Source organism: Cupriavidus sp. H39 (genome assembly GCF_050271075.1).
Classification (GTDB): domain Bacteria; phylum Pseudomonadota; class Gammaproteobacteria; order Burkholderiales; family Burkholderiaceae; genus Cupriavidus; species Cupriavidus necator_B.
Genome location: NZ_CP189846.1, coordinates 1,902,487 through 1,927,814, shown reverse-complemented (window position 1 = coordinate 1,927,814; position 25,328 = coordinate 1,902,487). Strand labels below are relative to the sequence as shown.

At 69.7% G+C, this 25,328-nt stretch carries 28 protein-coding genes; 7 read left to right on the top strand and 21 right to left on the bottom strand.

Annotated features, from left to right (window positions below; genetic code table 11):
- Positions 1-92 precede the first annotated feature (92 nt).
- Positions 93-977 (top strand): LysR family transcriptional regulator, encoded by an 885-nt coding sequence (locus tag ACOCMH_RS09150; RefSeq protein WP_427306677.1) that lies wholly within the window; start codon positions 93-95, stop codon positions 975-977.
- Positions 978-984: 7 nt separating this feature from the next.
- Here ACOCMH_RS09150 and ACOCMH_RS09145 read toward each other — a convergent pair whose 3' ends face one another.
- The 6 genes from ACOCMH_RS09145 to ACOCMH_RS09120 all read right to left on the bottom strand — a co-directional run bounded on the left by ACOCMH_RS09145 (position 985) and on the right by ACOCMH_RS09120 (position 6,590).
- Complete coding sequence (locus tag ACOCMH_RS09145; RefSeq protein WP_427306676.1) at positions 985-1,320, bottom strand: cupin domain-containing protein; 336 nt, start codon at positions 1,318-1,320, stop codon at positions 985-987.
- Positions 1,321-1,446: 126 nt separating this feature from the next.
- Entirely contained in the window at positions 1,447-1,797 is a 351-nt protein-coding gene (locus ACOCMH_RS09140) for a hypothetical protein (protein ID WP_427306675.1), read from the bottom strand.
- 182 nt (positions 1,798-1,979) lie between these two features.
- Positions 1,980-3,446, bottom strand: a complete 1,467-nt coding sequence (locus ACOCMH_RS09135) for an efflux transporter outer membrane subunit (RefSeq protein ID WP_427306674.1) — start codon at positions 3,444-3,446, stop codon at positions 1,980-1,982.
- Entirely contained in the window at positions 3,443-4,345 is a 903-nt protein-coding gene (locus ACOCMH_RS09130; protein ID WP_427306673.1) for an efflux RND transporter periplasmic adaptor subunit, read from the bottom strand. The genes ACOCMH_RS09135 and ACOCMH_RS09130 overlap by 4 nt, the downstream gene beginning before the upstream one ends.
- Positions 4,342-4,560 carry a DUF1656 domain-containing protein gene (locus ACOCMH_RS09125; protein WP_427306672.1) on the bottom strand — a complete coding sequence of 73 codons (219 nt, stop codon included), beginning with the start codon at positions 4,558-4,560 and terminating at the stop codon, positions 4,342-4,344. The genes ACOCMH_RS09130 and ACOCMH_RS09125 overlap by 4 nt, the downstream gene beginning before the upstream one ends.
- A 26-nt stretch (positions 4,561-4,586) precedes the next feature.
- Positions 4,587-6,590 carry an FUSC family protein gene (locus ACOCMH_RS09120; RefSeq protein ID WP_427306671.1) on the bottom strand — a complete coding sequence of 668 codons (2,004 nt, stop codon included), beginning with the start codon at positions 6,588-6,590 and terminating at the stop codon, positions 4,587-4,589.
- 206 nt (positions 6,591-6,796) lie between these two features.
- Between ACOCMH_RS09120 and ACOCMH_RS09115 the strand changes: the two genes are divergently transcribed.
- Positions 6,797-7,702 (top strand): LysR substrate-binding domain-containing protein, encoded by a 906-nt coding sequence (locus ACOCMH_RS09115; RefSeq protein WP_427306670.1) that lies wholly within the window; start codon positions 6,797-6,799, stop codon positions 7,700-7,702.
- 19 nt (positions 7,703-7,721) lie between these two features.
- Here ACOCMH_RS09115 and ACOCMH_RS09110 read toward each other — a convergent pair whose 3' ends face one another.
- Complete coding sequence (locus ACOCMH_RS09110; RefSeq protein WP_427306668.1) at positions 7,722-8,285, bottom strand: hypothetical protein; 564 nt, start codon at positions 8,283-8,285, stop codon at positions 7,722-7,724.
- 179 nt (positions 8,286-8,464) lie between these two features.
- Here ACOCMH_RS09110 and ACOCMH_RS09105 point away from each other — a divergent pair, with 179 nt between their 5' ends.
- The gene (locus ACOCMH_RS09105) at positions 8,465-8,971 is read left to right on the top strand and encodes a GNAT family N-acetyltransferase (RefSeq protein ID WP_427306666.1); all 507 of its coding nucleotides are present in this window, start codon (positions 8,465-8,467) and stop codon (positions 8,969-8,971) included.
- An 11-nt stretch (positions 8,972-8,982) separates the two neighbouring features.
- Here the strand turns inward: ACOCMH_RS09105 and ACOCMH_RS09100 are convergent, their stop codons facing one another.
- The gene (locus tag ACOCMH_RS09100) at positions 8,983-11,325 is read right to left on the bottom strand and encodes a cytochrome P450/oxidoreductase (RefSeq protein WP_427306664.1); all 2,343 of its coding nucleotides are present in this window, start codon (positions 11,323-11,325) and stop codon (positions 8,983-8,985) included.
- A 115-nt stretch (positions 11,326-11,440) separates the two neighbouring features.
- Positions 11,441-12,436 carry a Bug family tripartite tricarboxylate transporter substrate binding protein gene (locus ACOCMH_RS09095; RefSeq protein WP_427306662.1) on the bottom strand — a complete coding sequence of 332 codons (996 nt, stop codon included), beginning with the start codon at positions 12,434-12,436 and terminating at the stop codon, positions 11,441-11,443.
- A gap of 174 nt (positions 12,437-12,610) precedes the next feature.
- Here ACOCMH_RS09095 and ACOCMH_RS09090 point away from each other — a divergent pair, with 174 nt between their 5' ends.
- Positions 12,611-13,444: an IclR family transcriptional regulator gene (locus tag ACOCMH_RS09090; protein ID WP_427306660.1), complete on the top strand. Its 834-nt coding sequence runs from the start codon at positions 12,611-12,613 to the stop codon at positions 13,442-13,444.
- 114 nt (positions 13,445-13,558) lie between these two features.
- On the opposite strand, the gene ACOCMH_RS09085 is transcribed toward ACOCMH_RS09090, so the two are convergent.
- From ACOCMH_RS09085 to phnG, 7 genes are read right to left on the bottom strand one after another with little or no spacing between them, the layout of a single operon-like run.
- Positions 13,559-14,776 (bottom strand): alpha-D-ribose 1-methylphosphonate 5-triphosphate diphosphatase, encoded by a 1,218-nt coding sequence (locus ACOCMH_RS09085; RefSeq protein ID WP_427306658.1) that lies wholly within the window; start codon positions 14,774-14,776, stop codon positions 13,559-13,561.
- 27 nt (positions 14,777-14,803) lie between these two features.
- Positions 14,804-15,529: a phosphonate C-P lyase system protein PhnL gene (phnL, locus tag ACOCMH_RS09080; RefSeq protein WP_427306656.1), complete on the bottom strand. Its 726-nt coding sequence runs from the start codon at positions 15,527-15,529 to the stop codon at positions 14,804-14,806.
- A 5-nt stretch (positions 15,530-15,534) separates the two neighbouring features.
- On the bottom strand, positions 15,535-16,311 hold the full coding sequence (gene phnK, locus ACOCMH_RS09075) for a phosphonate C-P lyase system protein PhnK (RefSeq protein ID WP_427306655.1): 777 nt from the start codon (positions 16,309-16,311) through the stop codon (positions 15,535-15,537).
- Positions 16,308-17,210, bottom strand: coding sequence for an alpha-D-ribose 1-methylphosphonate 5-phosphate C-P-lyase PhnJ (locus ACOCMH_RS09070; RefSeq protein WP_427306653.1), 903 nt, complete (start codon positions 17,208-17,210; stop codon positions 16,308-16,310). The genes phnK and ACOCMH_RS09070 overlap by 4 nt, the downstream gene beginning before the upstream one ends.
- Entirely contained in the window at positions 17,207-18,361 is a 1,155-nt protein-coding gene (locus ACOCMH_RS09065; RefSeq protein ID WP_427306652.1) for a carbon-phosphorus lyase complex subunit PhnI, read from the bottom strand. Before ACOCMH_RS09065 ends, ACOCMH_RS09070 begins: the two co-directional genes overlap by 4 nt.
- A gap of 1 nt (position 18,362) precedes the next feature.
- Positions 18,363-18,980, bottom strand: coding sequence for a phosphonate C-P lyase system protein PhnH (gene phnH, locus ACOCMH_RS09060; protein ID WP_427306651.1), 618 nt, complete (start codon positions 18,978-18,980; stop codon positions 18,363-18,365).
- 1 nt (position 18,981) lies between these two features.
- On the bottom strand, positions 18,982-19,482 hold the full coding sequence (phnG, locus tag ACOCMH_RS09055; protein ID WP_427306649.1) for a phosphonate C-P lyase system protein PhnG: 501 nt from the start codon (positions 19,480-19,482) through the stop codon (positions 18,982-18,984).
- Between the two features lie 179 nt (positions 19,483-19,661).
- Here phnG and phnF point away from each other — a divergent pair, with 179 nt between their 5' ends.
- From phnF to phnN, 3 genes are all read left to right on the top strand, one after another.
- Entirely contained in the window at positions 19,662-20,396 is a 735-nt protein-coding gene (gene phnF, locus ACOCMH_RS09050; protein WP_427306647.1) for a phosphonate metabolism transcriptional regulator PhnF, read from the top strand.
- Between the two features lie 126 nt (positions 20,397-20,522).
- Positions 20,523-21,248: a DUF1045 domain-containing protein gene (locus ACOCMH_RS09045; RefSeq protein ID WP_427306646.1), complete on the top strand. Its 726-nt coding sequence runs from the start codon at positions 20,523-20,525 to the stop codon at positions 21,246-21,248.
- Positions 21,245-21,835 (top strand): phosphonate metabolism protein/1,5-bisphosphokinase (PRPP-forming) PhnN, encoded by a 591-nt coding sequence (gene phnN / locus ACOCMH_RS09040; RefSeq protein WP_427306645.1) that lies wholly within the window; start codon positions 21,245-21,247, stop codon positions 21,833-21,835. The genes ACOCMH_RS09045 and phnN overlap by 4 nt, the downstream gene beginning before the upstream one ends.
- A gap of 2 nt (positions 21,836-21,837) precedes the next feature.
- Here the strand turns inward: phnN and ACOCMH_RS09035 are convergent, their stop codons facing one another.
- The 5 genes from ACOCMH_RS09035 to phnC all read right to left on the bottom strand — a co-directional run bounded on the left by ACOCMH_RS09035 (position 21,838) and on the right by phnC (position 25,137).
- A complete protein-coding gene (locus ACOCMH_RS09035) occupies positions 21,838-22,158 on the bottom strand; it encodes a GNAT family N-acetyltransferase (RefSeq protein ID WP_427306643.1) in 321 nt (106 codons plus the stop codon).
- Positions 22,125-22,313, bottom strand: a complete 189-nt coding sequence (locus ACOCMH_RS09030) for a hypothetical protein (protein ID WP_427306642.1) — start codon at positions 22,311-22,313, stop codon at positions 22,125-22,127. The genes ACOCMH_RS09035 and ACOCMH_RS09030 overlap by 34 nt, the downstream gene beginning before the upstream one ends.
- A gap of 5 nt (positions 22,314-22,318) precedes the next feature.
- On the bottom strand, positions 22,319-23,131 hold the full coding sequence (phnE, locus tag ACOCMH_RS09025) for a phosphonate ABC transporter, permease protein PhnE (protein WP_427306640.1): 813 nt from the start codon (positions 23,129-23,131) through the stop codon (positions 22,319-22,321).
- 105 nt (positions 23,132-23,236) lie between these two features.
- The gene (gene phnD / locus ACOCMH_RS09020) at positions 23,237-24,229 is read right to left on the bottom strand and encodes a phosphonate ABC transporter substrate-binding protein (protein ID WP_427306639.1); all 993 of its coding nucleotides are present in this window, start codon (positions 24,227-24,229) and stop codon (positions 23,237-23,239) included.
- Positions 24,230-24,282: 53 nt separating this feature from the next.
- Positions 24,283-25,137, bottom strand: a complete 855-nt coding sequence (phnC, locus tag ACOCMH_RS09015) for a phosphonate ABC transporter ATP-binding protein (protein ID WP_427306637.1) — start codon at positions 25,135-25,137, stop codon at positions 24,283-24,285.
- Positions 25,138-25,328: the final 191 nt, after the last annotated feature.

The following is a 25,328-nucleotide window of genomic DNA, read 5'->3' as shown; positions in this document are numbered from 1 at the left end:
TCGCCTGGAAAGGCCTGCGGGTTGATTGTAGCCAGCGCAACCCGTAATATGAAGCGAATCATTTTCGCCCTGAGCATCAGAGTTTTCGATAGATGATCCGCTACTTCCAGACCTTCCTGACGGCTGCCGATACGGGATCGTTTTCCGCCGCGGCGGCGCGGCTGGCATTGACGCAGTCCGCCGTCAGCACCCAGATCCGGCGCCTGGAAGAGGACCTGGACTGCAGCCTGTTCGAGCGCACCGGCAAGTCGGTCGCGCTCAGCGAAGCCGGGCGCCGGTTGCTGCCGGAGGCGCGGCGCTTTGTCGAGCTCTATGCCGCCATGAAGGACCGCGCCGGCCCGCACGCCGATGCCGCGCCGGTTGAACTGGGCGCCGTGTCGACCGTGCAGGCCAGCTTGCTCGCCGAGGCGATGCGGCATTTTCGCCAGCGCTTCCCGGACTCGCACGTCAACGTGGTGCCGGGCATGTCGACCCAGCTACTGACACAGGTCGATGCGCGCGAACTCGACGTAGCCGTGCTGATCCGGCCGCGGCTGGGTTTGCCGCCGGACCTGAAGTGGGTGCCATTGGTACGCGAGCGCTTCGTCGGCATCGCACCGGGCGGCTCGCCGGCGGAATTGCGCGCACTGGTGGAGGCGCTGCCGTTCATCCGCTACAACCGCCACAGTACCGGCGGCCAGCTGGTGGACCGCTACCTGAAGCGCCAACGGCTCTGGGTCAGGGAAGGCATGGAGCTCGACGAGCCGGCGGTGATCCTGCAGATGGTGGCGGCGGGCCTTGGCTGCGCCATCATACCGGCCGAACTGGTGCCACTGCGCGAGACCTCCGGCGTGGTGCAGGTGCCGCTGCCGGGCGGGCCGCTCTATCGAGAAGTGGGCGTGCTGGTGCGTGAATCGGCGTTGCGGCGCGCACCGGTCGCGGCGCTGATCGAGGCCTTCGTGGCCGCCAGCGCGCGCTGGCAGCCGAGCGAGGCATAAGCGAGGCTCAGCGGCTGCCGGGCAATACCATCGTCACCAGCACCGAGGCATCGGACACCGCCGTCACGTCGTAGCGCACGCACGGCCCCAGGTAGAGCAGGTCGCCCTGCTGCAACTGGCGTTCGGTGCCGTCTACCCGCACGCGTACCTCGCCCTCCAGGCATTGCACGGTCATGGGGCCATCCACCGCGTGAGGAGGCATATGCTTGCCGGCTTTCAGCACCAGACGCATCACTTCGAGCGGACCTTCCTTGAACAGCGCCTGGGTGGCGGTCTGGTCCAGCCGCGCGCCAAGTGGCAGCACGCTGGTGATTTGTCCTGAGGCAAGATGGGGAAGGGACATGCGCGGCTCCTCGCGGTTGTGGTGGGGTGGCTTGTCAGGCGCGCCACCGGCGGGCGGCGGCACGCCTTCTCAATCTAGCACCGGAGCGCGCGGATCAGTAGCACGCAGCGTGATGTCGCGGCCAGATCAGGCCGCGGCCGAAGCGCGCGCGCCGCGATGCGACGGCGCCGCCGACACACCGCTGCGGTCCATGGCCGCGACTTCCAGGCCGGCCGCGCGGTGGGCGCCGTCGGTGAACGGGTCACGCTGGTCATTGACGCGTGCGCCATCGGTAAAGGGGTCGCGCTTGCCGTTGACATGCGCGCCTTCGGTGAATGGATCGCGCTTGCCGTTGTGAAGCGCGTAGCCGGAGCGGTCAGCGGCCACGCCGCGGTCGTTCAGGCCTTGTGCCATGACGGGGGTGGTTGCACCGATGGCACCGATTGCTGCGATGGAGAGGGACGTGGCAAGAAGGGCTTTGAGAGCTTTTTTATGCATGTCTGCTGTTTTTTGGGTAGGAGGACGGCTGCCCCGCTAAGGGCAGCGCAGGCATGGCGGGTTTGCCGCCTGCGCCGTCCGGGATGCGCCTTTTGGGCGGTGCCGCCGCGTTGAAGTCTGCGGGCACGGGACGAAGTGTAGTCAGGACCAGGTATTCCCGTGATGATTTAACTGGAGATCATTCAGTCGTTTTTTTCATTCATCGATTCAGGGACGGTGGTCAGTTTGGGGGCGGTCTGCCAGCCGCCTCCGAGCGCGAGGAACAAGTCGACCTGCCGCGCGGCAACCTGGCCGGCGGATGCCGCCAGCGCCGCCTGCGCGGCGGCAAGGTCGCGCTCGGCATCAAGATGCGCGAGATAGGGCAGGCGTCCCGCCTCCCATAGCCGGCGCTGCTGTCGCGCGGCTTCCGCGGCCCCCTCGCTGGCGGCATGCAGGGCCGCGTGGCGCTCCAGTTCGCGCGCGTATGCCGACAGCGCGGTCTCAGTTTCCTGCAGCGCGCGCAGCACCACGCCGTCAAAACGCGCCAGCGCGGCATCCGCGGAGGCTTCCTGGCCGTGGATGCGATGCCGTACGCCGTTGGTGGGCCAGGTCCAGCTCACCAACGGTCCGATGCTCCAGCGCGCCGTGGGCCCGCTGCCGAGATGGCTGAGCACGCCGCTCAGTCCGGCGCTGGCGCCGATGCGGATCGATGGATACAGGTCTGCCGTGGCCACGCCGATGCGTGCCGTGGCGGCGGCCAGTTCGCGTTCGGCCTGGCGGACATCGGGCCGTCGGCGCAGCAGCGCGGCGCCGTCGCCGACCGGCAGCGGCGCACGCAGCGTGGGCTCGGCAGCGCAGGCGACGTCGCCCTCTGTCAGCGCCGCCGGCGCCTGGCCGAGCAATAACGCCAGCCGGTGGCGTGCGGCGCTGCGTGCGGCTTCCAGCGGGGGCAGCGTGGCGCGCAGCGCTTCGGCGCGGGCATGTTCGCGCGCCACCTCGGCGGGCTCGCCGCGGCCCGCCGCGAGCAGGCGCCGGGCGGCATCCAGCGCGCGCTGCTGTATCGCCAGTTGCTGGGTGGCGGCGTGCAGGTCATGCGTGGCCGCGCAACCTTGCACGTAGGCGCGCACGGTCTGCGCGGCCACCGTGACACGCACCATGTCCAGCGTCGCCGCGCTGGCCTGCGCGCCGGCCAGCGCGGCTTCGTCGGCGCGTGCCAGCTGGCCGAAGAAGTCGATCAGGTAGGACACGCCAAGGCCTAAGTCGCCCAGGTTGAACACTGGCGGCTGGGCCTGCTGCAAGAAGCTCTCGCCCGACAGTTGCGCGCGCGACACGCTGGCGCTGGCGCTGCCCTGTGGCAGGTTTTCGGCTTCCACCTCGTGCAGCAGCGCGACCGCACGGCGCAGGTTGGCGGCAGCGGCGCGGATATCGGTGTTTGCCGCCAGCGCCCGGGCGACAAGCTGGTCGAGCCGCTCGTCTTCATAGAGGCGCCACCAGTCGTCGGGCACGGGTGCGATGGCCACGCCCCGCGCCTGCGCACCTTGCAACGGGCCATTGGCCGCGGGCGCGCGTACCACCGCATTTTCGGGCACGCGATAATCGGGGCCCACCGTGGTGCACGCGCACAGGCAGGCCGCCACGGCGCATGCCAGCCAGACTCTGGAGCGTCTCACGATCTCGGCCCCGCGCCATCGCCCGCGCCGCGCCCGGGTTCGCGAACCCTCACCGTGGCGGTGCGGCCCGACACCAGCCGCACATCGGCAGGCACGTTCTCCAGCGCGATGCGCACCGGCACACGCTGCGCCAGCCGCACCCAGTTGAAGGTCGGATTGACGTTGGGCAGCAGGTTGGAACCCGCGCTGCGGTCGCGGTCCTCGATGCCGGCGGCGATGCTTTGCACATGGCCGCGCAGGTGCCGGGGCTCGCCCATGATATGCACGTCCACCGGGCTGCCGATGTGGATGCGGTGCAGCTTGGTTTCCTCGAAATAGCCTTCCACGTGGAAGGAGCCGGCATCGACCATTGACAGCACCGGTCGCCCGGTTGACACGTAGTCGCCCAGGCGTGGCAGCCGGTCGTTGAGGTAGCCCGCCACCGGGCTGCGCACGCTGGTGCGTTGCAGGTTCAGCCGGGCCAGCCGCACCGCGGCTTCGGCCTGCGCCAGCGCGGCCTGGCCTTGCTCGACGCGCGCGTGGCTTTGCTCGGCGACTTCGGCCGAGACCACGCCGTCCAGGTCGCGGTTGCGCGCGGCTTCGCGCCGCGCCTGCGCCAGCGCGGCACGCTGGGTCGCAAGCGCGGCCAGTGCCTGCTCCAGCGCGAGCGCGTAGCGGTCGCGGTCGATCTCGAACAGGACCTCGCCGGGCTGGACGTATTGGTTGTCGCGTGCCAGCACGCGCGTCACCAGCCCCGAAACATCGGGCGCTACCTGGACGATGTCGGCACGCACGTGGCCGTCGCGCGTCCAGGGTGCAGCAGTGTAGTAGTCCCACAGGTGGCGCAGCACCAGCAGCGCGGCGATCGCGGCCAACAGCGTCGGCAGCACGGGAAGCAAGGGGCGGAGTCGGAAGGTCATGACGGCAGTCCGGGCACCGCGGCGCAAACGGCGGCCACGACGCCCAGGACGATCACATAGAGGGAAAGGTTGAACAGCGAGCGGTGCCAGATATGCCGGTAGCAACCCAGTGCGGCCAGCACCATGCGGATCGCCGTGGCAGCGGCAAAGGCCAGCACCGCCAGCACCAGCACGCCGGGCACGAACACGCCGTAGAGGTCGATTTCACTAAGCATGGGGCGGCAGCGGGGACGATTGGAGATCAGCGGGACGGGGTCATGACCGGGCCGGGAAGCAGCGTGACCTGCAGCACCACCAGCGCGCCAAGCGTGCCGCGCTGGCTGGAGCGGCTGCTGGCCGCCACCGCGGCCATGGCCTCGCCCACGGCGGTGGCCAGCCCCGCTGGCGCCGGTACGCGATGGCCCGCGCGCAGTTGCGCGCGGAAATGCCGCGCCACCGCGGCCAGCACGCGGCGCACCGGCTTGCGCGCCGACGGCGGCAAGTCCGGCAGCGCCTGGTGCAGTGCCAGCGCGCAATAGCCGACCTGCAGCGCATGGAAACCGTCCGCAGACAAGGGATCGCCGGCCGCGCCAAGGCGCGGCACAAGTTGACCCAGCCGGTCCAGCATGCGCGCGCCCAGCCGCGCATCGCCATCGGTGGCCCGCAGCGTGGCGGCCTGCGCCAGGTCGTGCCAGCTGGCGCGTACCAATCGGCGCGCCGCTGCGCGCGCGCCGAACGGGCGTGCCGCCACCGACCACAGCGGCGCGTAGACCATGGCCGCGGCGCTGCCCAGGCAGGTATTGAAGATGGCAAGGAAATCCGCGTCGAACACGGCCTGCACGTTGGCGAACGCCGCGGTGTTGACCGACAGCAGCATCGCGATCAGCTGGAACCCCGGCCGCGCCATAAGCAGGCCGATGCCGAGATAGGGCAGCGCCAGCATCGCGGCCAGCGCTTCAAAGGTGTGCGCATGCGGCACCACCAGGAACAGGTAGGCGGACGAGATCAGCAGGCAGACCGTGCTCCAGCGCACGAAGGCGCCGGCCATGCGCCGCGGCTCGTCGATGGCGGCAAAGAAGCAGCAGGCGATCGACGCCACCGCGACCGCCGCGGCGCCGTCTTCCCAGCCCGAGAAGATCCACAGCAGCCCCGCGCAGAACACCGCGAGTCCGCTGGACAGCGCGCCGAACAGCAGCATGCCGTGGTCATGGTGGTGGCCGGCAGCCTCCGGTCCAGTGCGCGCGCCGCCTTCGGCGCGTGGCAGTGCCGTGCCGGCCCGGTGGTCGCCCATGCCTTGCTGCAGCGCGCGGCATTCGCCGTACAGGGCGCACAGGCGCTGCAGCTGGTCGGCCGCGGTGGCGGCAAGGCCGTCATGCCAGCCGCCCGCGCCGGCGCGCGGCGGGATCCGCCAGCCCTCTGGCGCGGCCGGCGGCGCCGAGACGGCATCGCCACCGAGCCACGCGGCCGTTGCCGCCAGCGCCCGGCGCAGGTCTGGCGGGATGCCGCCGGCCTGGCAGCGCAGGGCCTGCAGCACGCTGTCCAGCGACGACAGCAGCGGCATCAGCATGGTCATGCGCCGGCGCAGCGCGCGCGCATGGCGCAGCGTATGGCTGCCTTCGGTGTCATAGGCCAGCTGGCTGACCAGCTGGTCCAGCGCCAGGATGTCGGCGGCCAGCCGGTGGCGGCTGTGTGCGGCGCGCGGGCTGCCGGCGAGGATGTCCGTGGCCCACGCCGCCGCGTCGGCAAGCCATGTGGCGGCACGCGCGCGCAGCGCCGGGGCGACCTTGGCCGGAAACACCACCGCGCCCACCAGCCCGGCGCAGACGATGCCGATCACGATCTCTTCGATGCGTGCCACGGCGATATCGAAGACCTGCGCCGGCTGGCTGACCGCCGGCAAGGCCACGATCGGCAGGGTGTAGGCCGCCAGCAGGCACACATAGCTGCGCGGCGTGCGCTGCAGCAGCGACAGGTACACCAGCACGCTGATCCACAGCGCGATCGCGCCCATCAGCACGATCGGCATGTTGACCAGCTGCGGCACCGTCGCCACCGCGGCGGCGGCGCCCAGCACCGTGCCGGCCACGCGGTAGGCCGCCTTGGAGCGGGTTGCGCCGGTCAGGGGATGCGAGACGAAGTACACCGTCGCCATGGCCCAGTACGGCCGGGGCAGGCCCAGCGCCAGCGCGATGTAAAGCGCGAGCATCGCGGCGGCGAATGCCTTCAGCGAGAACAGCCACTGTCGTGCATTCGGCCAGCTAGCCATGGAGCGGGGTCTTGAAGAGGTTGGGGGCGCTTGCAGCCGCCTGCCGCTCCGCGCTTCATCAAGGGCGCGGTTGGACAGGAGCGTGCGTGGAAGCGAAGTGTAGCCGCACCCTAAGCATTCCATTCATGATTTAATATCGACCTTTCCATTCGATTTCTTCATGGAACGCAAGTCCGCCGGCCGGCGCGCGCGCCTTCCACCCCACCATGCCCATCGATATCCGTGCGCTGCGCTATTTCGTCGAGACTGCCCGGCTGCGCAGCTTTACCCAGGCCGCCTCTTCGCTGTTCGTGACCCAGTCAACCATCAGCAAGATGGTCAGGCAGCTCGAGGATGAGGTCGGGCAGCCGCTGCTGATTCGCGAAGGCAAGAGCGTGCGCCTGACCGACGTGGGCCGCGTGGTGTACGAGCGCGGCCAGGAGGCGCTGGGGGTGGTGCACCGGTTGACGCTGGAGGTCTCCGACCTGTCTTCGCTGGGGCGCGGGCAGTTGACGGTCGGCATCCCGCCGATGGTCAACCTGTTCTTTTCGCCGGCGGTCAGCGCATTCCGGCAGCGCTATCCCAACTTGTCATTGACGCTGGACGAGCACGGCGGGCAGGTGGTGGAACAACTGGTGGCCAGCGGCGAGCTGGAGGTCGGCGCCACCGTGCTGCCAGGGGACAGCGGCCTGGCGCTCGAAACACGCCAGTTCGGCCGCCATCCGATCTGGGCGGTGGGGCCACGCAAGGCGGCCTGGGCGCGCGGGCGCACGGTATCGCTGGCGGCGCTGCGCGACGAGCCGCTGGTGATGCTGACCGAAGATTTTTCGCTGACGCGCAAGCTGCGGCAGGCCTTCCTGGAAGCGCGCATCGAACCGAAGGTGGTGGCACGCAGCGGACACTGGGATTTCCTGGCGTCGATGGCGGCGGCGGGGCTGGGCACCACCTTCCTGCCGCAGCCGCTGGCCGAGCGACTGCAGGCGCAAGATACGCTGGCCATGGCGCGTCTTACCGAACCGGCCGTGGACTGGACCATGGCCCATATCTGGTCGCCGGGGCGCTACCTGTCGCATGCGGCCCGGGCCTGGCTCGCGGTCTGCGATGAGGTCCTGGGGGACGGGCGGGGGGCTTGAGGCGGCGAGGTACGCCGACTCACCTGCGGTGGCACTGGTCAGGCGGGATGTCGAGCAGGACCAGCTGCTTCTGTCCGGCCACATAGTGATAGCGCAGCCTGACGCCCAGCTTGCCCAGCACCGGCACATCCGGGTTGCGGCAGATGCCGCGCTCGAGGATGGGCTTGGCCGCGGCCATGAACTCACGGGTATCGTCGCGGGTCGCGTCCACGCCGGAGACCTTCAGGTGAAATTCGACGATCTTGCCTGGCCGCGCCACGCAGCCATCAAAGCGCGTGGTGTCGTCGAGGTCGACCGGGCCTGCGCGCATCAGCTCCTGGCAGGCCAGGCGCAGTTCCCGGTCGGCATCGCCGGTGGTCAGCCGCGTGACGCCATTCATGCCGGTAGGCTTGCCGCGCACCGTGCCGAGCAGCAGCGTGGCGAGGCCTGATAACGGCGGCGGCGTGGCCACGGTGGCGGCCAGCGTGGCGGGAACGGCAAGTGCCGTGGCCAGCAACGACAGGCTCAGTTGCGCGGCAGCGCTGCGCCAGCGACGGTGATCATGGGTGGGGCAAGTGTCGACGGCGGCGGGGTCAGGGGACATGAGGCAAACGGAACGGGGGCGGCGGCGGGTGCGCTGCTACTTTAGCCCTGTGTCCTTGCGGCCGTTGTCAGGCTTTGTCCTACGCCGCAACGGCGCGCTTGCCGTGCCGGCCCTGGCATGCCAGGGGTAGAATCGCGCGCAATCGCCCTTCGTTACGCGCATTCGCCGCTCCCATCGCCATGCCGCTGCAAATCCGCCCCGAACTGCCCACCGACGCCGACGCCATCGCCCGCCTGACCACTGCCGCGTTTCAGGATGCGCCGCACACCAGCCACACCGAGGCGCTTATCGTCAATGCGCTGCGCCGCGCCGGCCAGCTGACCGTGTCGCTGGTGGCGCAGGACGGCGCTGCGCTGGTCGGGCATGTTGCGGTCTCGCCGGTAACGGTCTCGTCCGGCGCGGCGGGATGGCATGGGCTAGGGCCGCTCTCGGTGGTGCCGCCGCGGCAGGGGCAGGGCATCGGCGCGCAACTGGTGCGCGCGGCGCTGGATGCGTTGCGCCGCCAGGGCGCAGCCGGCTGCGTGGTGCTGGGCGAGCCGGCCTACTACGGACGCTTCGGCTTTGCCGCGCACCCCGGGCTGGTGCTGGCGGGCGTGCCGCCGGAGTATTTCCAGGCGCTGGCATTCGACGGCGCCTGTCCGGCCGGAACGGTCCGGTACCACGACGCCTTCGACGCTACGGCCTGAGGCTGGCGCGCTCAGAGCTCCAGCACCAGCCGGCCGCCGCCGCAGGCGCGCGAGCAGCACGCCATCATGCGGTGATTGGCGTCACGCTCGGCGCGCGTGAGCACCACGTCGCGGTGGTCGACCTGGCCCGCCAGCACGCGCACCTCGCACGAGCCGCACAGGCCTTCCTCGCAGTCGCTCTGCACGTCGATATTGGCGCCGCGCAGCGCGCCCAGCAGAGTCTGGCCCGCCGGCACTTCGAGCACCAGGCCGGAGTCCTTCAGCTCGACGGTAAAGGGCTGTTCCTGCGACGCATCCAGGGTGCCGAGCTGCGATACGAAATGCTCCACGCGCAGCGCGTCCGCCGGCCACGCCGCGCAGCATTCAGCCAGCGCGTCCAGCAGGCGCTGCGGGCCGCAGGCATAGATCTGGGTGCCCGCCTCAGGCTGCGCCAGCAGCCTGGCGAAATCGGCGCGTCCGCCTTCGTCGCTGGCGTGGACCTGCAGCCGCGCGCCGTGCAGCGCCTGCAATTCGTCCAGCATGGCCATGGCCTGGCGCGAGCGCCCGCAGTAGTGGAAGGCGTAGTCGATGCCCAGCGCGCGGGCGCGCCGCGCCATCGCGCTCACGGGCGTCACGCCGATGCCGCCGGCGATGAAGATGGCCCGGCTGCACTGTTCGTCGAAGCGGAAATGGTTGCGCGGCCCGCGGATGCGCAGGCGGTCGCCGGCCCTGACGCTGCCATGGACCCAGGCGGAGCCGCCGCGGCTGGCGGGATCGCGCAGCACCGCAATCTCCAGCGCCGCCGCATCGTCCGGATCGCCGCACAGCGAATACTGGCGCGACAGGCCGGTGTCGCCGCATTCCACGTCGATATGCGAGCCCGGCGCCCAGCGCGGCAGCGGCTTGCCGTCTGGCGCCACTAGCCGCAGCCGGAGCACGCCGTCGGCGGCCGGCGTGGCGCGCTCGACCACGACCGTGCGGGCGATGGTGTGCGCCGAGGGCTCGCCGATGCGCACCGGCTGGCGCACGGCGAGCAGGGCCGGATCGCGGCGCTCGGGGTTCTGTGCGGGATCCCATTCCACCAGCAGGTGCTCGGGCCCGCGGAACGAAGTGTTGGGCACGTAGGTAAAGGTCTGCGCGGCCAAGCGCATATGCGGCAGCCGGCGCGTCAGTTCTTCCAGGAAGACCTGCATTTCCATGCGCGCCAGGTTCTTGCCCATGCACTGGTGCGAGCCGTAGCCGAAGGTCAGCTGCTCGCTGGCGTTGTCGCGGCGGATGTCGAACAGGTCGGCATCGGCGAAATGGCGCTCGTCATGGTTGGCCGACGAGGTCACGATCAGCAGCTTGCTGCCGGCCGGCAGCCGCATGCCGCCGACCTCGGTGTCGCGCGTGACCAGCCGGCGCCATGCCGCCACCGAGCCGTTGTGACGCAGGCATTCTTCGACCGCATTGGGAATCAGCGACGGATCCTCGCAGACCTCGCGCCATGCGTCGGGATGCTGCAGCAGCAGCTTGATGGCGTTGGCCGAGGCATTGGCGGTGGTTTCGTGCGCGGCCACGATGCCGGCCATCATCATCGAATGCAGGTAGGAGTCGGTAACCACCTCGGGCAGCTCTTTCTGCTTGCGCAGGCCGTACTGCATCCAGCCCGGGCCGGACGGGTCTGCGCGCATCTTGTCGAGGATGCGGCCGGCGAGCTGCCAGAAGTTGCCCACGGCGTGCGCCACCGCGACCTGTTCCTCGGGCTTCGGCCGGCCCCAGGTGTTGACGGTATGGGCGATGGAGTACTGGCGCAGCAGGTCCATGTCCTCCTCGGGCACGCCCAGGAAATGCAGCGCCACCGTCAGCGGCACTTCCCACAGCATCTGGTCGACCAGGTCGGCGCGGCCATCGTCGATAAAGCGGTCGACATACTCGCGCGTGAGGCGCCGCACCAGCGGCTCGTGGTGCGCCAGTTCGGCTGGCGTGAACGGCGCCATCAGCGCGCGCCGGCGCGGCATGTGGGCGGGCTCGTCCTCGTTGACCAGGGTGCGGTTCATGGCGTAGCCGTACGTGGCCAGCACGGCGTTGGCCTCGTCACCGGTGGGGGTGATCTTCTCCAGCGCGATCGACGGGCTGAAAGTCAGGTTGTCGCGGAAGATCGTCTTGATGTCGTCGTAGCGCGTGACCACCCAGTAGCCCAGCTGCGGGCTGTAGAACACCGGCTCCTGCTCGCGCGACCAGCGCACGTATTCGGGCGGGTCCTGCTGGTAGCCGTCGCCGAAGGGGTCGAACTGCGCCGCGTTGTGGCTGACCGGGCAGCCATTGGGGGCGGTCAGGGCGCTGTGGTCGATCGGGCAGCCGCCGCGCGCGGTGCCGGGGGAGGGGGTGGTCATGCTGCGTACTCCTGGCGAACATCGGGCAAACATCGATGCCTGGCACATCGATGCCCGGCAAAAAAAACAGTGCCGTCCGGGCGTGCCGGACGACCAATCGGTGTCGGGGCCGGAATCAGTTGTCCAGCGTGATCTTCAGGTCGCGGATCAGCCTGGTCCAGCGGCCGGTTTCACTGCGCAGCAGCTCGCTGAACTGCGCCGGCGTATTCCCCACCGGCTCGACGCCAAAGTCCACCAGCCGCTTGTTGACCGCGGGCTCGCGGATCGCCGCGACCACGTCCTTGTTGAGCGTGTTGATCACGTCGGGCGGCGTGCCGGCCGGCACCACCATGCCGACCAGCGCGGCGGCTTCGACGCGCGGGTAGCCCAGCTCGGCAAAGGTCGGCACGTCCGGCAGCTGCGGCAGGCGGGTGGCATTGGCCACGGCCAGCGGGCGCACCTTGCCGCCCTTGATGAAGCCGGCGCCGGCGGCATAGTCCACCATCATCGCGGCGACCTGGCCGGCGGCCACGTCTGACAGCGCCGGGGCGGCGCCGCGGTATGGGGCATGCGTCATCGACAGGCCGGCTTCCACCTTCAGCAGTTCCATCGCCAGGTGGTGCGGGCTGCCCGCGCCGGCCGAGCCGTAGTTGATGCCGCCCTGCGTGGCCTTGGTCTGGGCGATGAATTCCTTCGCGCTCTTGGCCGGGCTGGCGGCACCCACCACCAGGATCATCGGGAACCGGCCCAGCAGCGTCACCGGGGCCAGGTCTTTGCCGGGGTGGTACGAAAGCGATTTGTACAGCACGGGATTGAAAACCAGCGTGCCGTTATCGGCGGACAGCACGGTATAGCCGTCTGCCGCCGCGCGCGCGGTCTCGGCCGCGCCGATGGCGGTATTGCCGCCGGGCTTGTTATCCACCACCACGGGTTGTCCGACCTTGGCCGAAAGACCCTGGCCGATGGTGCGCGCGAGGAAATCGGAGCCGCCGCCCGCGGCATACGGGACGATCCAGCGGATCGGCTTGGCGGGGTAGGGATCGGCGGCGTGGGCCGGGGCGGCGGCCAGCACCGGCAGGGTCAGCGCGCCGATGGCCAGGCGCACGGAAAAGGCAAAGCGGGGGCGGGGCATGGGTCTTGTCTCCTTAGGTGGGCCGGCGTCCTGGCACCGGTGATTCTGATTTGCGTAAATCATATACGCATTGCGTAATGATTGAATGCGGGTTAACCTTGAACCGGCCCCATGTCACGGCGTGCCATCGTCCGCTGTCGCCGTGAAGACCCGCAACCGTCGCGCAGCTCCGCCATGCCCCGATCCAAAGCTACCGAACCCATCATTGAAGCGACCCCGACCCGCCCGCGGGAACGGCGCCAGCGCGTGCAGTCGGCCGTCACGGGCATGGCCGTACTGAAGGGACTGGCGCGGCTGGGCGGGCGCGCCAGCCTGACTGCGCTGGCCGCGCATATCGACGAAAGCCCGGCCAAGGTGCATCGCTACCTGGTCAGCCTGGTGGAAGAAGGCCTGGTGGCGCAGGAACCGGGCACGCAGCAATACCACCTTGGCTTCGAGGCCCTGCAGATCGGCATGGCCGCGATGCGCCAGGCCGACCCGATCCGGCTGGCGGAGGCGTCGCTGGTGCGCCTTCGTGAAAGCCTGGAAGTGACCTGCTTTGTCGCGGTGATGGGCAACAAGGGCCCGACCATCCTGCGCTTCGAGGAACCGGGCTTGCCGGTGACGGTGAACGTGCGCGCGGGCTCGGTGATGCCGCTGCTGTGGTCTGCCACCGGGCGCGTGTTCCTGGGTCTGCTTGATGAAAAGGGCGTCCACGCGCAGGCCAGGGAAGAGCTTGCGGCCGCCAGCCCGGCGCGGCGGGCGCAGCTCGATGCCAGCGACCCCATTGGCGCGTTGCGCCGCGCCGTGCAGGCCGATGACTGCGCCTGGGTGCGCGACACCAACCTGACCGGCATCAGCGCGGTGGCGGCGCCGGTGCGCGACTACACCGGGCGGGTCTGCGCGGTGCTGACCGCGCTGGGCGCCACCGGCGGCTTCGACCCCGCCATCGACGGCCCCATCGGCAGCGCCGTGCGGCGCGAGGCGCGCGCGGTCAGCGCGGCGCTGGGGTTCAATCCCGCGGCGTGACGCCGGCCACTGACGTATTCTCGCGCAGCGCTGTGCTGGCGCTTTCGGCGCGCAGCGTGATGGCGGCATCGAGAGGCTGCTGCAGGGCGCCGGGTAGCGACATGCGGCCAGCCATTACGCCACTTCCCGCAGCGCCGCCTGGCGCGGCATGGCCGCATCCCCGGCGGGCCGCAGCGACGGATATCCCGCCGCAAACACCAGCCGCCCGCCCGACCAGGTATGGGTGACCATGGGCTGGCCGGCCACTTCGGACACGGCGATCACGTCGGCGCGCAGCCCCGGCGTCAGGCGGCCGCGGTCGGCAAGCCGGCAGGCGTCGGCGGGGTTGGCCGTGACCAGCGCCAGTGCCTGGTTCAGCGGCAGCCCGGCCTGGCGTCCGGCGGCATACGCGGCGGCGATCAGCGTGGAGGGCTGGTAGTCCGAGCACAGGATGGTGCCGGCGCCCGCCCGGATCGCGTCGATGGCGCGCATCGATCCGCTCTGGCTCTTGCCGCGCAGCACGTTGGGCGCGCCCAGGATGGTGGGCAGCGCGCACGCGCAGGCGGCCCGCGCGGTCTCCAGGTTGATCGGGAACTCGCTCATGCGCACGCCCAGCGCGTGCATGGCGGCGATGCGCTGCGGCGAATCGTCGTCGTGGCTGGCGGTGGGAATGCCCAGCGCGTGCGCCGCCGCCACCAGCCGGTTGACACGCTCGTGCGCGCCCTCCAGCGCCGCGGCCTTCTGGCGCGCGGCATCGGTGGCCGCATCGCGGCTCATGCCGTGGTTGCCCATCATGTAGGCCAGGTAGGCGTCCAGGGTCTTGAACTGGCCCTGGCCGGGCGAGTGGTCCATCACCGAGAGCAGGTCGACCACGCCTTCGGCCATCAGCGCTTCCAGCACCGGCACCGCGCCGGCGTCGGTGACCTCGTAGCGGCAATGGATGCGGTTGTCGACCAGGCTGTGCTGCCGGTAGGCGGCGACCGTGCGCACCACCATGGCCGCGGTGTCGACGTTGCGCACGCCGAACTGGTTGCCGGCGAACGACAGCGCGTGATAGGGCGTGGTGATGCCGGCAGCGGCGTTGCGGCGGTCGACCTGCGCCACGGCAAAGTCCAGCGGAAACAGCACGCTGGCGCGTGGCTCCACCTCTTTCTCGATGGCGTCGGAATGCACGTCCACCAGGCCTGGCATCACGGTGTGGCCATGCAGGTCAACCACGGCAGCGTGCGCGGGGACGGCCGCGGGTGCCGGCTCGATCGCCGCGATGCGGCCATCCTCGATCAGCAGCGCGCTGTCGTACAGCACGCGGTCCGGCAACACCAGGGTGGCGTGGGTCAGGTAGGTCGCGGGCATGTCTGGCTCCGTTCTGGGCGGTTCGGTTCAGGCGAGGGCGGCGGCGGGGCGCAGCGGCAGCAGGCGCGTGGCCACCGCCTCGCGCACGGCTTCGTCGTGGAAAATGCCGATCAGTGCGCGGCCTTCGGCCAGCGCTTCGCGGATCAGCGCGACCACCACGGCACGGTTGTCGGCATCCAGCGAGGCGGTGGGCTCGTCCAGCAACAGGATCGGATGGCCACCGATCAGCCCGCGCGCGATGTTGACGCGCTGCTGCTCGCCGCCGGAGAAGGTGGCGGGCGGCAGCTCCCACAGCCGGCGCGGCAGGTTCAGCCGTGCCAGCAGCCCGGCCGCGCGGGCGCGGGCCTCGTCGTGGCTGGCGCCGCGCTGCCGCAGCGGATCGGCCACCACGTCGAGCGCGCCCACGCGCGGGATCGCGCGCAGGAACTGGCTGACATAGCCGATCACGTCGCGGCGCAGCTTCAGCACGCGCTGCTCGGTGGCATCGCCCAGCTCGACCCACGGCGCGCCGTCGGTGCTGGTATCGCGCAGCCGGATGCTGCCTTCGGTGGCAAGGTAATTGCCATACAGGCAGCGCAGCAGCGTGCTCTTGCCGGTGCCCGAAGGCCCGGCCAGGACCAGGCATTCGCCGCGGAAGGCATCGAAATCGATCGCGCGCAGGACCGGCAGGCGGATGCCGCCCTGGTTGTGCAACGTAAACATCTTGCCGAGGCCGCGCACCTCGACGAGCTTCTGTGGGTGTTCTGCATGCATCGTGGTCAGCCCTGCAGGATGGAAGAAACCAGCAACTGCGTGTACGGATGCTGGGGATCGTCGAGGATCTGGTCGGTCAGGCCCTGCTCGACCACGCGCCCGCCCTGCATCACCAGCGTGCGGTGCGCCAGCAGCCTGGCCACGGCCAGGTCGTGCGTGACCAGCACCGCGGCCAGGTCCAGGTCCGCCACCAGGCGGCGCAGTAGGTCCAGTAGCCGCGCCTGCACCGAGACATCGAGCGAGGCCGTGGGCTCGTCCATGAACACCAGGCGCGGATGCGTGACCAGGTTGCGCGCGATCTGCAGCCGCTGCTGCATGCCGCCGGAAAAAGTGTCGGGCACGTCGTCGAGCCGGGCCAGATCGATCTCCATCTTCTGCAGCCAGTTGCCCGCCGCTTCGCGCAGGTTGCCGTAGTGGCGCTCGCCCACGGCCATCAGCCGCTCGGCAATATTGGCGCCGGCGCTGACCTGCATGCGCAGGCCGTCGCGCGCATGCTGGCGCACGAAGCCCCAGTCGGTGCGCGCCAGCAGCCGCAGGCGCGCGCTGGACAAGGTGGCCAGGTCGGTCAGGCCGGACTCGCGCATGGCATAGCTGACGCTGCCGCGCTGCGCCGGCGCCTGCATCGACAGCGCCTGCAGCAGCGTGCTCTTGCCGGAGCCCGACTCGCCCACCACGCACAGCACTTCGCCGGGATACAGGTCGAAGCTGACGTCATGGCAGCCGTGCCGGCCGTCCCAGGTGCGCGTCAGGTTGCGCACCGACAGCAGCGGTGCGGCGCTCATTGCGCGGCTCCGGCAGCGGTCTTGACGGCCTGCGCCGCCTGGCGGTCGGCGCAGTACTCGGTATCCGAGCACACGAACCGGCGCGTGCCGGCGTCGTCGGTGATGATCTCGTCCAGGTAGCTGTCGGTGGCCCCGCACTGCGCGCAGCAGTTGGACCATGACTCCACGGTGAACGGATGGTCGGCAAAGTCCAGGCTCTTGACCGCGGTGTACGGCGGCACCGCATAGACGCGCTTTTCCCGGCCGGCGCCGAACAGCATCAGCGCCGGGCTGCGGTCCAGCTTGGGATTGTCGAACTTCGGTATCGGCGAAGGCCGCATCATGTAGCGCTGGTTGACGATCACGGGGTAGTCGTAGGTGGTGGCGATGTGGCCGTGGCGGGCGATGTCCTCGTACAGCTTGACGTGCATCGCGCCGTATTCCGCCAGCGCGTGCATGGTGCGGGTCTCGCCTTCGCTCGGCTCCAGCCAGCGCAGCGGCTCGGGAATCGGCACCTGGAACACCACGGTCTGGCCCGCGCGCAGCGGGGTTTCCGGAATCCGGTGGCGGGTCTGGATGATGCTGGCCTCGGCGGTGCGCTCGGTGGTCGGCACGCCGGTGACGCGGGCGAAGAAGCGGCGGATATTGATGGCGTTGGTGGTGTCGTCCGAGCCCTGGTCGATCACCTTGAGCACATCGTCCTTGCCGATGATCGCGGCGCTCACCTGGATGCCGCCGGTGCCCCATCCGTACGGCAGGGGCATCTCGCGGCTGCCGAACGGCACCTGGTAGCCCGGAATCGCCACCGCCTTCAGCAGTGCGCGGCGCAGCATGCGCTTGGTCGATTCGTCGAGATAGCCAAAGTTGTAGTGCTCGTCGCGGGCGACGCCCGCGGCCATGGTGGTGTCGGCGGCGCTCATGCCAGCGTCTCCTCTTGCGGCTGTGGCTCTGATTGCGCCGGCGGCGGTGCCGCCACGGTTGCTGCCCTGGCGCAGTCCGGCGCGTCGGCGCCCTCCGCGCGCAGCCGGCGCAGCAGTTCCAGGTTGGCCTGGAAGTCCACGTAGTGCGGCAGCTTCAGGTGCTGCACGAAGCCCGAGGCCTCGACGTTGTCGCTGTGGTACAGCATGAATTCAATATCGTTGGCCGGCGCGTCGGCGGCCTCCCCAAGCTCGCCGGCACGCATGGCGCGGTCGGCCAGCGCCATCGACATGGCCTTGCGCTCGTTGTAGCCGAACACCAGCCCATAGCCGCGCGTAAAGCGCGGCGCCTCGTCGGCATTGCCGGCGAACTGGCTCACCATCTGGCATTCGGTCAGCTCGACCTCGCCGATGGTGACGGCGAAGCCGAGCTCTTCGACGAACAGTTCCACCTCCGCCGTGCCGTAGCGAATCTCGGCAGCGAACGGGTGCGAGTTGCCGTAGCCGCGCTGGGTGGAATAGCCCATCGACAGCAGGAAGCCTTCATCGGCGCGCGCCAGGTTCTGCAGGCGCGCGGCGCGGCCGGCGGGGAAGGTCAGCGGCTCGCGCGTCAGGTCGGGCGGGGCGGGATCGCCGGCGGGAATCTGGTCGGCTTCGATCAGCTCGTCCGCTTCCAGCAAGCTGGTCACGCGCGGCATGGTGGCGGCCACTGGTTCCTGCTCAGGGGCCAGCGGCTGCGGCGTGCGGCCGGTTTCGAGCGAGAAATCCAGCAGCCGCTGGGTGTAGTCGTAGGTGGGCCCCAGCACCTGGCCCCCCGGCACGTCCTTGAAGGTCGACGAGATCCGGCGCTGCAGGCGCATCGCGCCGGTATCGAGCGGCTGCGTATAGCCGAAGCGCGCCAGCGTGGTGCGATACGCGCGCAGCAGGAAGACGGCCTCGATCTGGTCGCCGGCGGCCTGCTTGAGCGCCAGCGCCGCCAGGTGCGGGTCGTACAGCGAGCCCTCGGCCATCACGCGCGCCACCGCCAGTGGCATCTGCTCGCGGATCTGAGCCAGCGTGAGTTCCGGCACCGTGGTGTCGCCGCGGCGATAGGCATCAAGCATCCGGTAGGAATTGAGGATGGCGCGTTCGCCCCCTTTGACGGCTACGTACATGTCAGTCCTCCACGATGGTGGTGCGCGTCAGCGCGCAGAACCGGTCGCCGCTGGACAGCAGCAGGTCCACGCCGAGCGGGAAGCCGGCGTTGTTGGCGCGCCAGGCGGCGCGGAAGCCCGCCGGCAGGCCGGTCACGCGCAGCGCTTGCGTGTGCTCGATGCCGGGGCCGCGCAGCGTCAGGGTCTCGCCCTCGGCCAGCGAGGCCACTTCCACCAGCAGCGTGGCCGAGCGGTCAGGGAAGGCCGGGTCGCCTTGTGCGCAGTCCGCCAGCGCCGGCAGGGCATGGCCGGCCGGCACGCCGACGAAGGCCGCGGCACCGGGTTCGTCGGTCAGCCGGCAGCCGCAGTGAAAGCGCAGGAACGCACGCGCCCCGGCCGGCACGCCGGCGGGCAGCCAGACCGGCGTATCGGCATCGGCCAGTGTCAGCAACAGTGCGGCGAGCGCCGGCGACAAGCCCTCGGGCAACCCGCTGCGGGCCGGCAGCGTTTGCAACTGGCCCGGGTGGGCAAACGCCCGCAGCGCGGCGCGGAACACCTGCTGGGCGTCGTCGACCGGGTCGTTGAAGCCGGGCAGCAGCGCCGCGGCCGGCGTGGACAGCATTGGTTGGGCGGTGTGCATCTCAGTCTTCTCCGCGGACCATGGTGAAGAACTCGACGCGCGTCTGCGCGGCCGTTGCCGCCGCCTGCGCGGCGCGGCCGGCGTGTGCGTCGGCCAGCGGCGCGAGCACCAGTTCCTGCACGCGCTGGTGCCAGGCCGGACGCTGCAGCAGCGCGTCCAGCACCGCGGCCTGCTCGGCATGGCGCACGCTGCGTCCCTGCACATAGGCGACGCCCGCGGCAGCATCGGCGGCGCCATCCTCCAGCACCACCGCGCAGCGCGTTACCGTGATCTCCCCAAGGTTGAACTGGGCCCCGGTGCCGCCCGCGCGGCCCCGCACCATCGCCATGCCGGACTCCGGCTTGCGCAGCAGCCGGTAGGCGGGCAGGGCCTGCGCTTGCGCGAGGCGTTGGTAGGCGCCGTCGAGCGCTTCGGTGGGCGCGGTCGCCAGGATCCGCAGCCAGGCGGCGCGGGCAGCATGAACGCCGGGCACGTCGGTGCGTGCGGTTTCGCTTTGCATCATCACCCCTATACGTCTATACGTTTAGATGTCGTTGGCTGGAACACGCAGCCACTAGACCACACACAAATGAACCTTTCATGACGGGGCAGGGCATTGCTCGGGCACGCCGCCAGCGCGGCATGACTCAGGCACAATCGCACGGCATGGGTTAACGCTTGATGACAAGAGGACAGCGCAAGATGTCTGATCGAGAAGTGGAACGGGGTTCGGGCGTCGCCGTCTGGCGCCAGATTGGCGAGGCGCTGGCGGACGACATCCGCAAGAAGCTGTACCAGCCCGGGGAACAATTGCCGCCGGAACCCGAGCTGGCCAACCGCTTCGCCGTGAACCGCCATACCATCCGCCGCGCCATGGGCGAGCTGGAACAGAGCGGGCTGGTGCGCATCGAACAGGGCCGCGGCACCTTCGTGCAGGAACACGCGATCGACTACGCCATCGGGCGGCGCACGCGCTTTTCGCAAAACCTGGCGGCGCAGGGCATGCGCGGCCACGCCGAGTTCGTCGCCAGCCAGGTGGTGCGCGCGCCGGAGATTGCCAGGCATCTCGGGCTGGCGCGCACCGCTGGACTGCTCCATGCGCAGATGCTCGGCAAGGCCGAGGACCGCACCATCGACGTCGCCGAGCATTACTTCGACCTCAAGCGCTTTGCCGGCATCGACGAGGTGCTGCGCGCCAGGCAGTCCGTATCGCGGGCGCTGGCGCATTTCGGCATTGCGGATTACACGCGCAAGTGGTCACGCATCACCGCGGCGATGCCCAGCGCGCCGGTGGCGCGGATGCTGAACCAGCCCAAGACGCGCCCGGTGCTGCAGGTCGAGGCGCTGAATGTCGATATCGACGGCAATCCGGTGCAGTACAGCGTGGTGCGTTTCGCCGGCGACTGGGTGCAGCTGACGGTGTCCGACCGTGACTGATGCGCGCGTCCAGGATTGGTCTAGACATCCGGCTGTCATTTGCCTGCGCTACTGTCTGCGGTCAACCCCACCAAACCGGGGCAATCTGCGCCTGCCCGCGCGTAGCGCCGCTGGTAACCTTGCCGCATGACCCAAGCCGCATACCGTTACGCCATCTACCTGTCGCCATCCGGCCCCCTGCGCACCTTCGGCAACCAGTGGCTGGGCCGCGACGCCGACACCGGCGCCACGCTGCCCGCGCCCGGCGACCGGCCCGCCGTGCCGGCTGACTGGGTCAGCGCGCCGGCCCGTTACGGCCTGCACGCCACGCTGAAGCCGCCGTTCCGGCTTGCCCCCGGCGCCAATGGGGCGATGGTCGATGCCACGGCCCGGGACCTGGCGCGCCGGCAGGCGCCGTTCGACGCACCGCTGGCGCTGCGCGCGCTGCGTGGTTTTGTCGCGTGGGGGCTCGCCGATGGCGGCTCGCCGCCGATGCAGGTGCTGGCCGATGCCTGTGTCCTGGCGTTCGAGCCCTTGCGCGCGCCGCCTTCGGCGCAGGAGCTGGCCAGGCGCACGCCGCACCAGCTGACCGATGCAGAACGTCGCATGCTGGACGCATGGGGCTACCCCTATGTGTTCGGCACCTTCGTCTTTCATATCACCCTGACCGGCATGCTCGATCCCGCCAGCCAGCGCGCCGCGATCGCGCAACTGGAAGCAGCCAGCGGCAAGCTGCTGCAGTCGCCTTTGCAGGTGGACCGCATCAGCGTCTTCGTGCAGCCGGCTGCGGGCGAAAACTTTGTCGTCGCCCGCCATTACGGCTTCGACGGCAGCACCGCGGATGGCGCCGGCGCGGCGTATCTCGGCGCATGAGCGCGGCGACCGTGGCCGACGGAGACGGCCTGTTCTACCTGATGGGCCCATCCGGCAGCGGCAAGGACTCATTGCTGCGCGCGCTGCGCGAGCGCCTGGGAAGCGATCACCGCATTGTCATCGCGCATCGCTACATCACCCGCGCCGCCGACGCCAACGAAGCCTCGGTGGCGCTGACGCCCGACGAATTCCACCGCCGCCGGTCGCTGGGCTGCCTGGCGCTGGACTGGCATAGCCACGGGCTGCACTACGGCATTGGCATCGAGATCGAGCAATGGCTGGCGCGCGGCCTGACGGTCATCGTCAACGGCTCGCGCGAGTACCTGCCGCAAGCCGTGGCGCGCTACCCCAGGCTGTGCGCGGTGCACGTACGGGTGCAGCCAGAAGTGCTGGCCGCGCGCCTGCGCCAGCGCGGACGCGAAGCGGAAGACGCGATTGCGAGACGGCTGGCCCGCGCGCGGCAGGCGTTCGCCGTGCCGCCGGGATGCCGGCTGGTCGAAATCGACAACAGCGCGGGGCTGGAGACCGCGGTGGCGGCGCTGGCGCAACTGGTGGGCGTGGCGCCTGCAGCGGCCCGACAGGCCTGATTTCAGAGCCCGATGCTGAAGCTGACCCCATGCTCGGTAAAGCCGAGCTGGCGATAGAAGTGGTGGGCTCGCAGGCGTCGCGCGTTGGAGGACAGCGCCAGCTTGGCCGCGCCGGCCTCGCGCGCCAGGCGCATCGCCTCGCGCATCATGGCCGTGCCGATGCCCATGCCGCGCGCGGCCGGCGCCACCACCACGGCTTCGACAATGGCCTCGGGGCGCCCGTCGTGGACCATCACGGGGAACACCAGCAGGCTGAAGGTGCCCAGCGGCACGTCGTCCGCGCCCACCATCATGTAGCAGCGGTAGTCCGGATAGCGGCGCATGGTGGCATAGCGCTCGCGGCATAGCGCTCGCGCATGGTGGCCAGCGGCAGCGGTGCTTCGCCGTCCATCGCGGCCAGCAGCACGGACAGGTGCAGCAGCTCCGCGTCGGAGCCGCGCACTTCGCGCAGGGCGCGCGGGGCGTCAGGGATCAGCATGGCGTTCAGACCAGCACCTTGCGGATCTGCGCCGACAGGATGTCGATGGCCGAGACGAACGCGATGATGATGATCATCACGGCACAGGTCTGCCCGTACTGGAAGCTGCGGATGATTTCCCACAGCACGGTGCCGATTCCGCCCGCGCCGACGATGCCCACCACCGACGCCGAGCGCACGTTGGACTCGAAGCGGTACAGCGCGAACGACAGCCACAGCGGCAGCACCTGCGGAATCACGCCGTAGACGATCTCCGCGACCGGGCTGGCGCCGGTGGCGCGCACGCCTTCCACCGGGCGCGGGTCGATGGCTTCGACGGCTTCGGCAAACAGCTTGGCCAGCACCCCGGTGGTGTGGATCCAGATCGCCAGCACGCCGGCGAACGGGCCCAGCCCGACCGCGACGATGAACAGCATGGCGAACACCATTTCATTGATGGCACGGCACGCATCCATGATGCGGCGCGCGGGCTGGTAGACCCACGCCGGCACGATGTTGGCCGAGCACAGCAGCCCCAGCGGTACCGCCAACACCACGGCCAGTGCCGTGCCCCACAGCGCGATCTGCACGGTGACCAGCATCTCGTCCAGGTAGTGGTGCCAGTCGCGGAAATCGGGCGGGAAGAAGTCTGCCGCAAACCTGGCCATGTTGTCGGAATCGCGCAGCAGGTCGAGCGGGCGCATGTCCGCGCCTTGCCACGACAGGCCAAGCATGGCCAGCAGCACCGCCCACGTCAGCGGCACGGCAAGGGGCGGGCGCGGCGGGCGCACATGGCTTCGGGGCGTAGGCGGCAGGCCGGGCGTGGCGGTGACGGTCATGGTGCGGTCCGGATGCAACGGGAATGGGAAAACGGTGCGAGGCGGGCGGCGACGGGCCGCCGGCCTCGGTGAGACGGAGCGAACAGGGTGCCGGCAGCGGGCGGCTTACTGCGTGCTGGTGGCGCTGCCGGCGGCCTTGTCCAGCTCCGCCAGGCGGCGGGTCACGTCGGACAGGCGCTTTTCCTTGTCGGCGGCGGCCAGGGTGGTGTCCGATTCGATCTTGGCCTTCTCCCGCGCCAGCTCGATCTGGCGGATCGGCACCAGCTGCGCATCGTTCGAGGCGCGGAAGCCCTGGTAAGTCAGGGCCGCCAGCACCTGCTTCTCGCGCGCCGCGTCGGGGCCCTTGCCGTAGTTGACGAAGAAGGCCTGGATCTTCTTCTTCAGTTCAGCCGGCAGGTCCTTGCGATAGACCATCGGGTCGGCCGGGATCAGCGGCGATTTCCACAGCACGCGCACCTGGTCATAGGCGTTCTTGCCGGTATTGATGCGGTAGCGCTCCAGGTTCTCGGTGTTGTTGACGGCCACGTCGACCTGCTTGTTCAGCACCGACAGCAGGTTGGTTTCATGGTTGCCGATGCGCACGGCCTTGAACAGCGTCTTGGGCTCGACCTTGTTCGCGCTCCACAGGTAAAAGCCCGGCACCGCCGTGCCCGAGGTAGAGTTCGGGTCGCCGGCGCCGTAGGTCAGTTCCTTGCCGCGCTTGATCACGTCTTCGACGCTCTTCAGGTCGCTGTCCTTGTTGACCACCAGCACCGACCAGTAGCCCGGGTTGCCGTCCTTGTCGATCACCGATGCAAAGACCTCGCCGCTGGCGCGGTCCACCGCCTCCATCGCCGACTTGTTGCCAAACCAGGCGATCTGCACCTTGTTGAAGCGCATGCCTTCGATGATGCCGGCATAGTCGGAGGCAAAGAACGGCTTGACGGGCACGCCAAGGGTCTTGCTCAGGTCTTCGATCAGCGGCTGCCAGGCGGTCTTCAGGTTCGACGACGATTCGGTCGAGATAAAGCCGATGCTCAGGCTCTTGGCCTCCTGGGCAAGGGCGGGCAGGGCAACCATGGCCGAGGCCACGACGGCGACAAAGGTTCTGCGAAGCATGGGCAACTCCGGTGGAAAGCGGTTTCGGGGTAAATGGGTCGGTGGGCAACCGCTCAGGCGGCTGCCAGGTTCATCGTGACCAGCGCCGGCGCCGGCATGGGCGCGGTGGCGGCGTCGTCTTCCGTCACGGCATCGCGCAGCAGTTCGTCGGCATCGGTGCCGTAGAGATCGCGCAGCATGGCTGGCGTCAGCGCCGCCGACGGGCCGTCATAGACCACCTTGCCGTGGCGCAGTGCCACCACCCGGGGGCAGTAGCGCATGGCCACGTCCACCTGGTGCAGCGATACCACCACCGCCACCTTGCGGGTGCGGTTGATCTGCCTGAGCAGCGACATCACGCGGCGCGAGGATTCCGGATCGAGCGAGGCGATCGGCTCGTCGGCCAGGATCACGCTGGCGTTCTGCACCAGCGTGCGCGCAATGGCGGCGCGCTGCTGCTGGCCGCCTGACAGCGTCGAGGCCCGCTGAAAGGCATAGTCGTCTATACCAACTTGCGCAAGCGCATCGAGCCCGCTGCGGATTTCATCGGCTTTGAACCAGCGCAGCAGACCGCGCCACCGCGGCACGCGCGCCAGCATGCCGACCAGCACATTGGTGATGACCGGAAGGCGCCCCACCAGGTTGAACTGCTGGAATACGAAACCGATCTCGCGCCGCACCTGGCGCACGTTGGCCGAAAGGCGGCCGTTGCGCTGCACGTGGCGGCCGTTGACGAGGATCTCGCCGGCGCCGGCGTCGCCGGTGACAAAGCCAGCCACGTGGCGCAGCAGCGTAGACTTGCCGGATCCGGACGCGCCCAGCAAGGCGACCATTTCGCCTGGTGCGATCTGCAGCGTGACATCGTCAAGCGCCTTGCGGTCCGCACGGAACGATTTGCTCAGCCCGCGGACTTCAATTGCATGCGTCATGTCGACTCCCCTGACTTGAATGACCTGCGCATTCTGGCGGGGGTGGATGACAGAACGATGACTGGCGGACCGATCCAGAGCGGGAATCGAATACCGATCTCGATGGGGCCACGCGGGGAAGCCGGTAAAGTCTCGTATATTTGCCCGCGCCGGCTAACGCCGGTTTGCCGGCACACCACGGTCCGATGGTC

Coding starts and splice junctions, on each gene's coding strand:
- ACOCMH_RS09030 (WP_427306642.1), bottom strand. CDS start 22,313: ATGCTGATCCCTGACGCCCCGCGCGCCCTGCGCGAAGTGCGCGGCTCC.
- ACOCMH_RS09035 (WP_427306643.1), bottom strand. CDS start 22,158: ATGCGCCGCTATCCGGACTACCGCTGCTACATGATGGTGGGCGCGGAC.
- phnF (WP_427306647.1), top strand. CDS start 19,662: ATGTCTGATCGAGAAGTGGAACGGGGTTCGGGCGTCGCCGTCTGGCGC.
- ACOCMH_RS09095 (WP_427306662.1), bottom strand. CDS start 12,436: ATGCCCCGCCCCCGCTTTGCCTTTTCCGTGCGCCTGGCCATCGGCGCG.
- ACOCMH_RS09130 (WP_427306673.1), bottom strand. CDS start 4,345: ATGACCTTCCGACTCCGCCCCTTGCTTCCCGTGCTGCCGACGCTGTTG.
- ACOCMH_RS09125 (WP_427306672.1), bottom strand. CDS start 4,560: ATGCTTAGTGAAATCGACCTCTACGGCGTGTTCGTGCCCGGCGTGCTG.
- phnL (WP_427306656.1), bottom strand. CDS start 15,529: ATGCATGCAGAACACCCACAGAAGCTCGTCGAGGTGCGCGGCCTCGGC.
- phnE (WP_427306640.1), bottom strand. CDS start 23,131: ATGACCGTCACCGCCACGCCCGGCCTGCCGCCTACGCCCCGAAGCCAT.
- ACOCMH_RS09140 (WP_427306675.1), bottom strand. CDS start 1,797: ATGCATAAAAAAGCTCTCAAAGCCCTTCTTGCCACGTCCCTCTCCATC.
- ACOCMH_RS09085 (WP_427306658.1), bottom strand. CDS start 14,776: ATGCCCGCGACCTACCTGACCCACGCCACCCTGGTGTTGCCGGACCGC.
- ACOCMH_RS09110 (WP_427306668.1), bottom strand. CDS start 8,285: ATGTCCCCTGACCCCGCCGCCGTCGACACTTGCCCCACCCATGATCAC.
- ACOCMH_RS09070 (WP_427306653.1), bottom strand. CDS start 17,210: ATGAGCGCCGCCGACACCACCATGGCCGCGGGCGTCGCCCGCGACGAG.
- phnG (WP_427306649.1), bottom strand. CDS start 19,482: ATGATGCAAAGCGAAACCGCACGCACCGACGTGCCCGGCGTTCATGCT.
- ACOCMH_RS09115 (WP_427306670.1), top strand. CDS start 6,797: ATGCCCATCGATATCCGTGCGCTGCGCTATTTCGTCGAGACTGCCCGG.
- ACOCMH_RS09105 (WP_427306666.1), top strand. CDS start 8,465: ATGCCGCTGCAAATCCGCCCCGAACTGCCCACCGACGCCGACGCCATC.
- ACOCMH_RS09090 (WP_427306660.1), top strand. CDS start 12,611: ATGCCCCGATCCAAAGCTACCGAACCCATCATTGAAGCGACCCCGACC.
- phnC (WP_427306637.1), bottom strand. CDS start 25,137: ATGACGCATGCAATTGAAGTCCGCGGGCTGAGCAAATCGTTCCGTGCG.
- ACOCMH_RS09150 (WP_427306677.1), top strand. CDS start 93: ATGATCCGCTACTTCCAGACCTTCCTGACGGCTGCCGATACGGGATCG.
- ACOCMH_RS09045 (WP_427306646.1), top strand. CDS start 20,523: ATGACCCAAGCCGCATACCGTTACGCCATCTACCTGTCGCCATCCGGC.
- ACOCMH_RS09145 (WP_427306676.1), bottom strand. CDS start 1,320: ATGTCCCTTCCCCATCTTGCCTCAGGACAAATCACCAGCGTGCTGCCA.
- phnH (WP_427306651.1), bottom strand. CDS start 18,980: ATGCACACCGCCCAACCAATGCTGTCCACGCCGGCCGCGGCGCTGCTG.
- phnN (WP_427306645.1), top strand. CDS start 21,245: ATGAGCGCGGCGACCGTGGCCGACGGAGACGGCCTGTTCTACCTGATG.
- ACOCMH_RS09100 (WP_427306664.1), bottom strand. CDS start 11,325: ATGACCACCCCCTCCCCCGGCACCGCGCGCGGCGGCTGCCCGATCGAC.
- ACOCMH_RS09065 (WP_427306652.1), bottom strand. CDS start 18,361: ATGTACGTAGCCGTCAAAGGGGGCGAACGCGCCATCCTCAATTCCTAC.
- phnD (WP_427306639.1), bottom strand. CDS start 24,229: ATGCTTCGCAGAACCTTTGTCGCCGTCGTGGCCTCGGCCATGGTTGCC.
- phnK (WP_427306655.1), bottom strand. CDS start 16,311: ATGAGCGCCGCACCGCTGCTGTCGGTGCGCAACCTGACGCGCACCTGG.
- ACOCMH_RS09120 (WP_427306671.1), bottom strand. CDS start 6,590: ATGGCTAGCTGGCCGAATGCACGACAGTGGCTGTTCTCGCTGAAGGCA.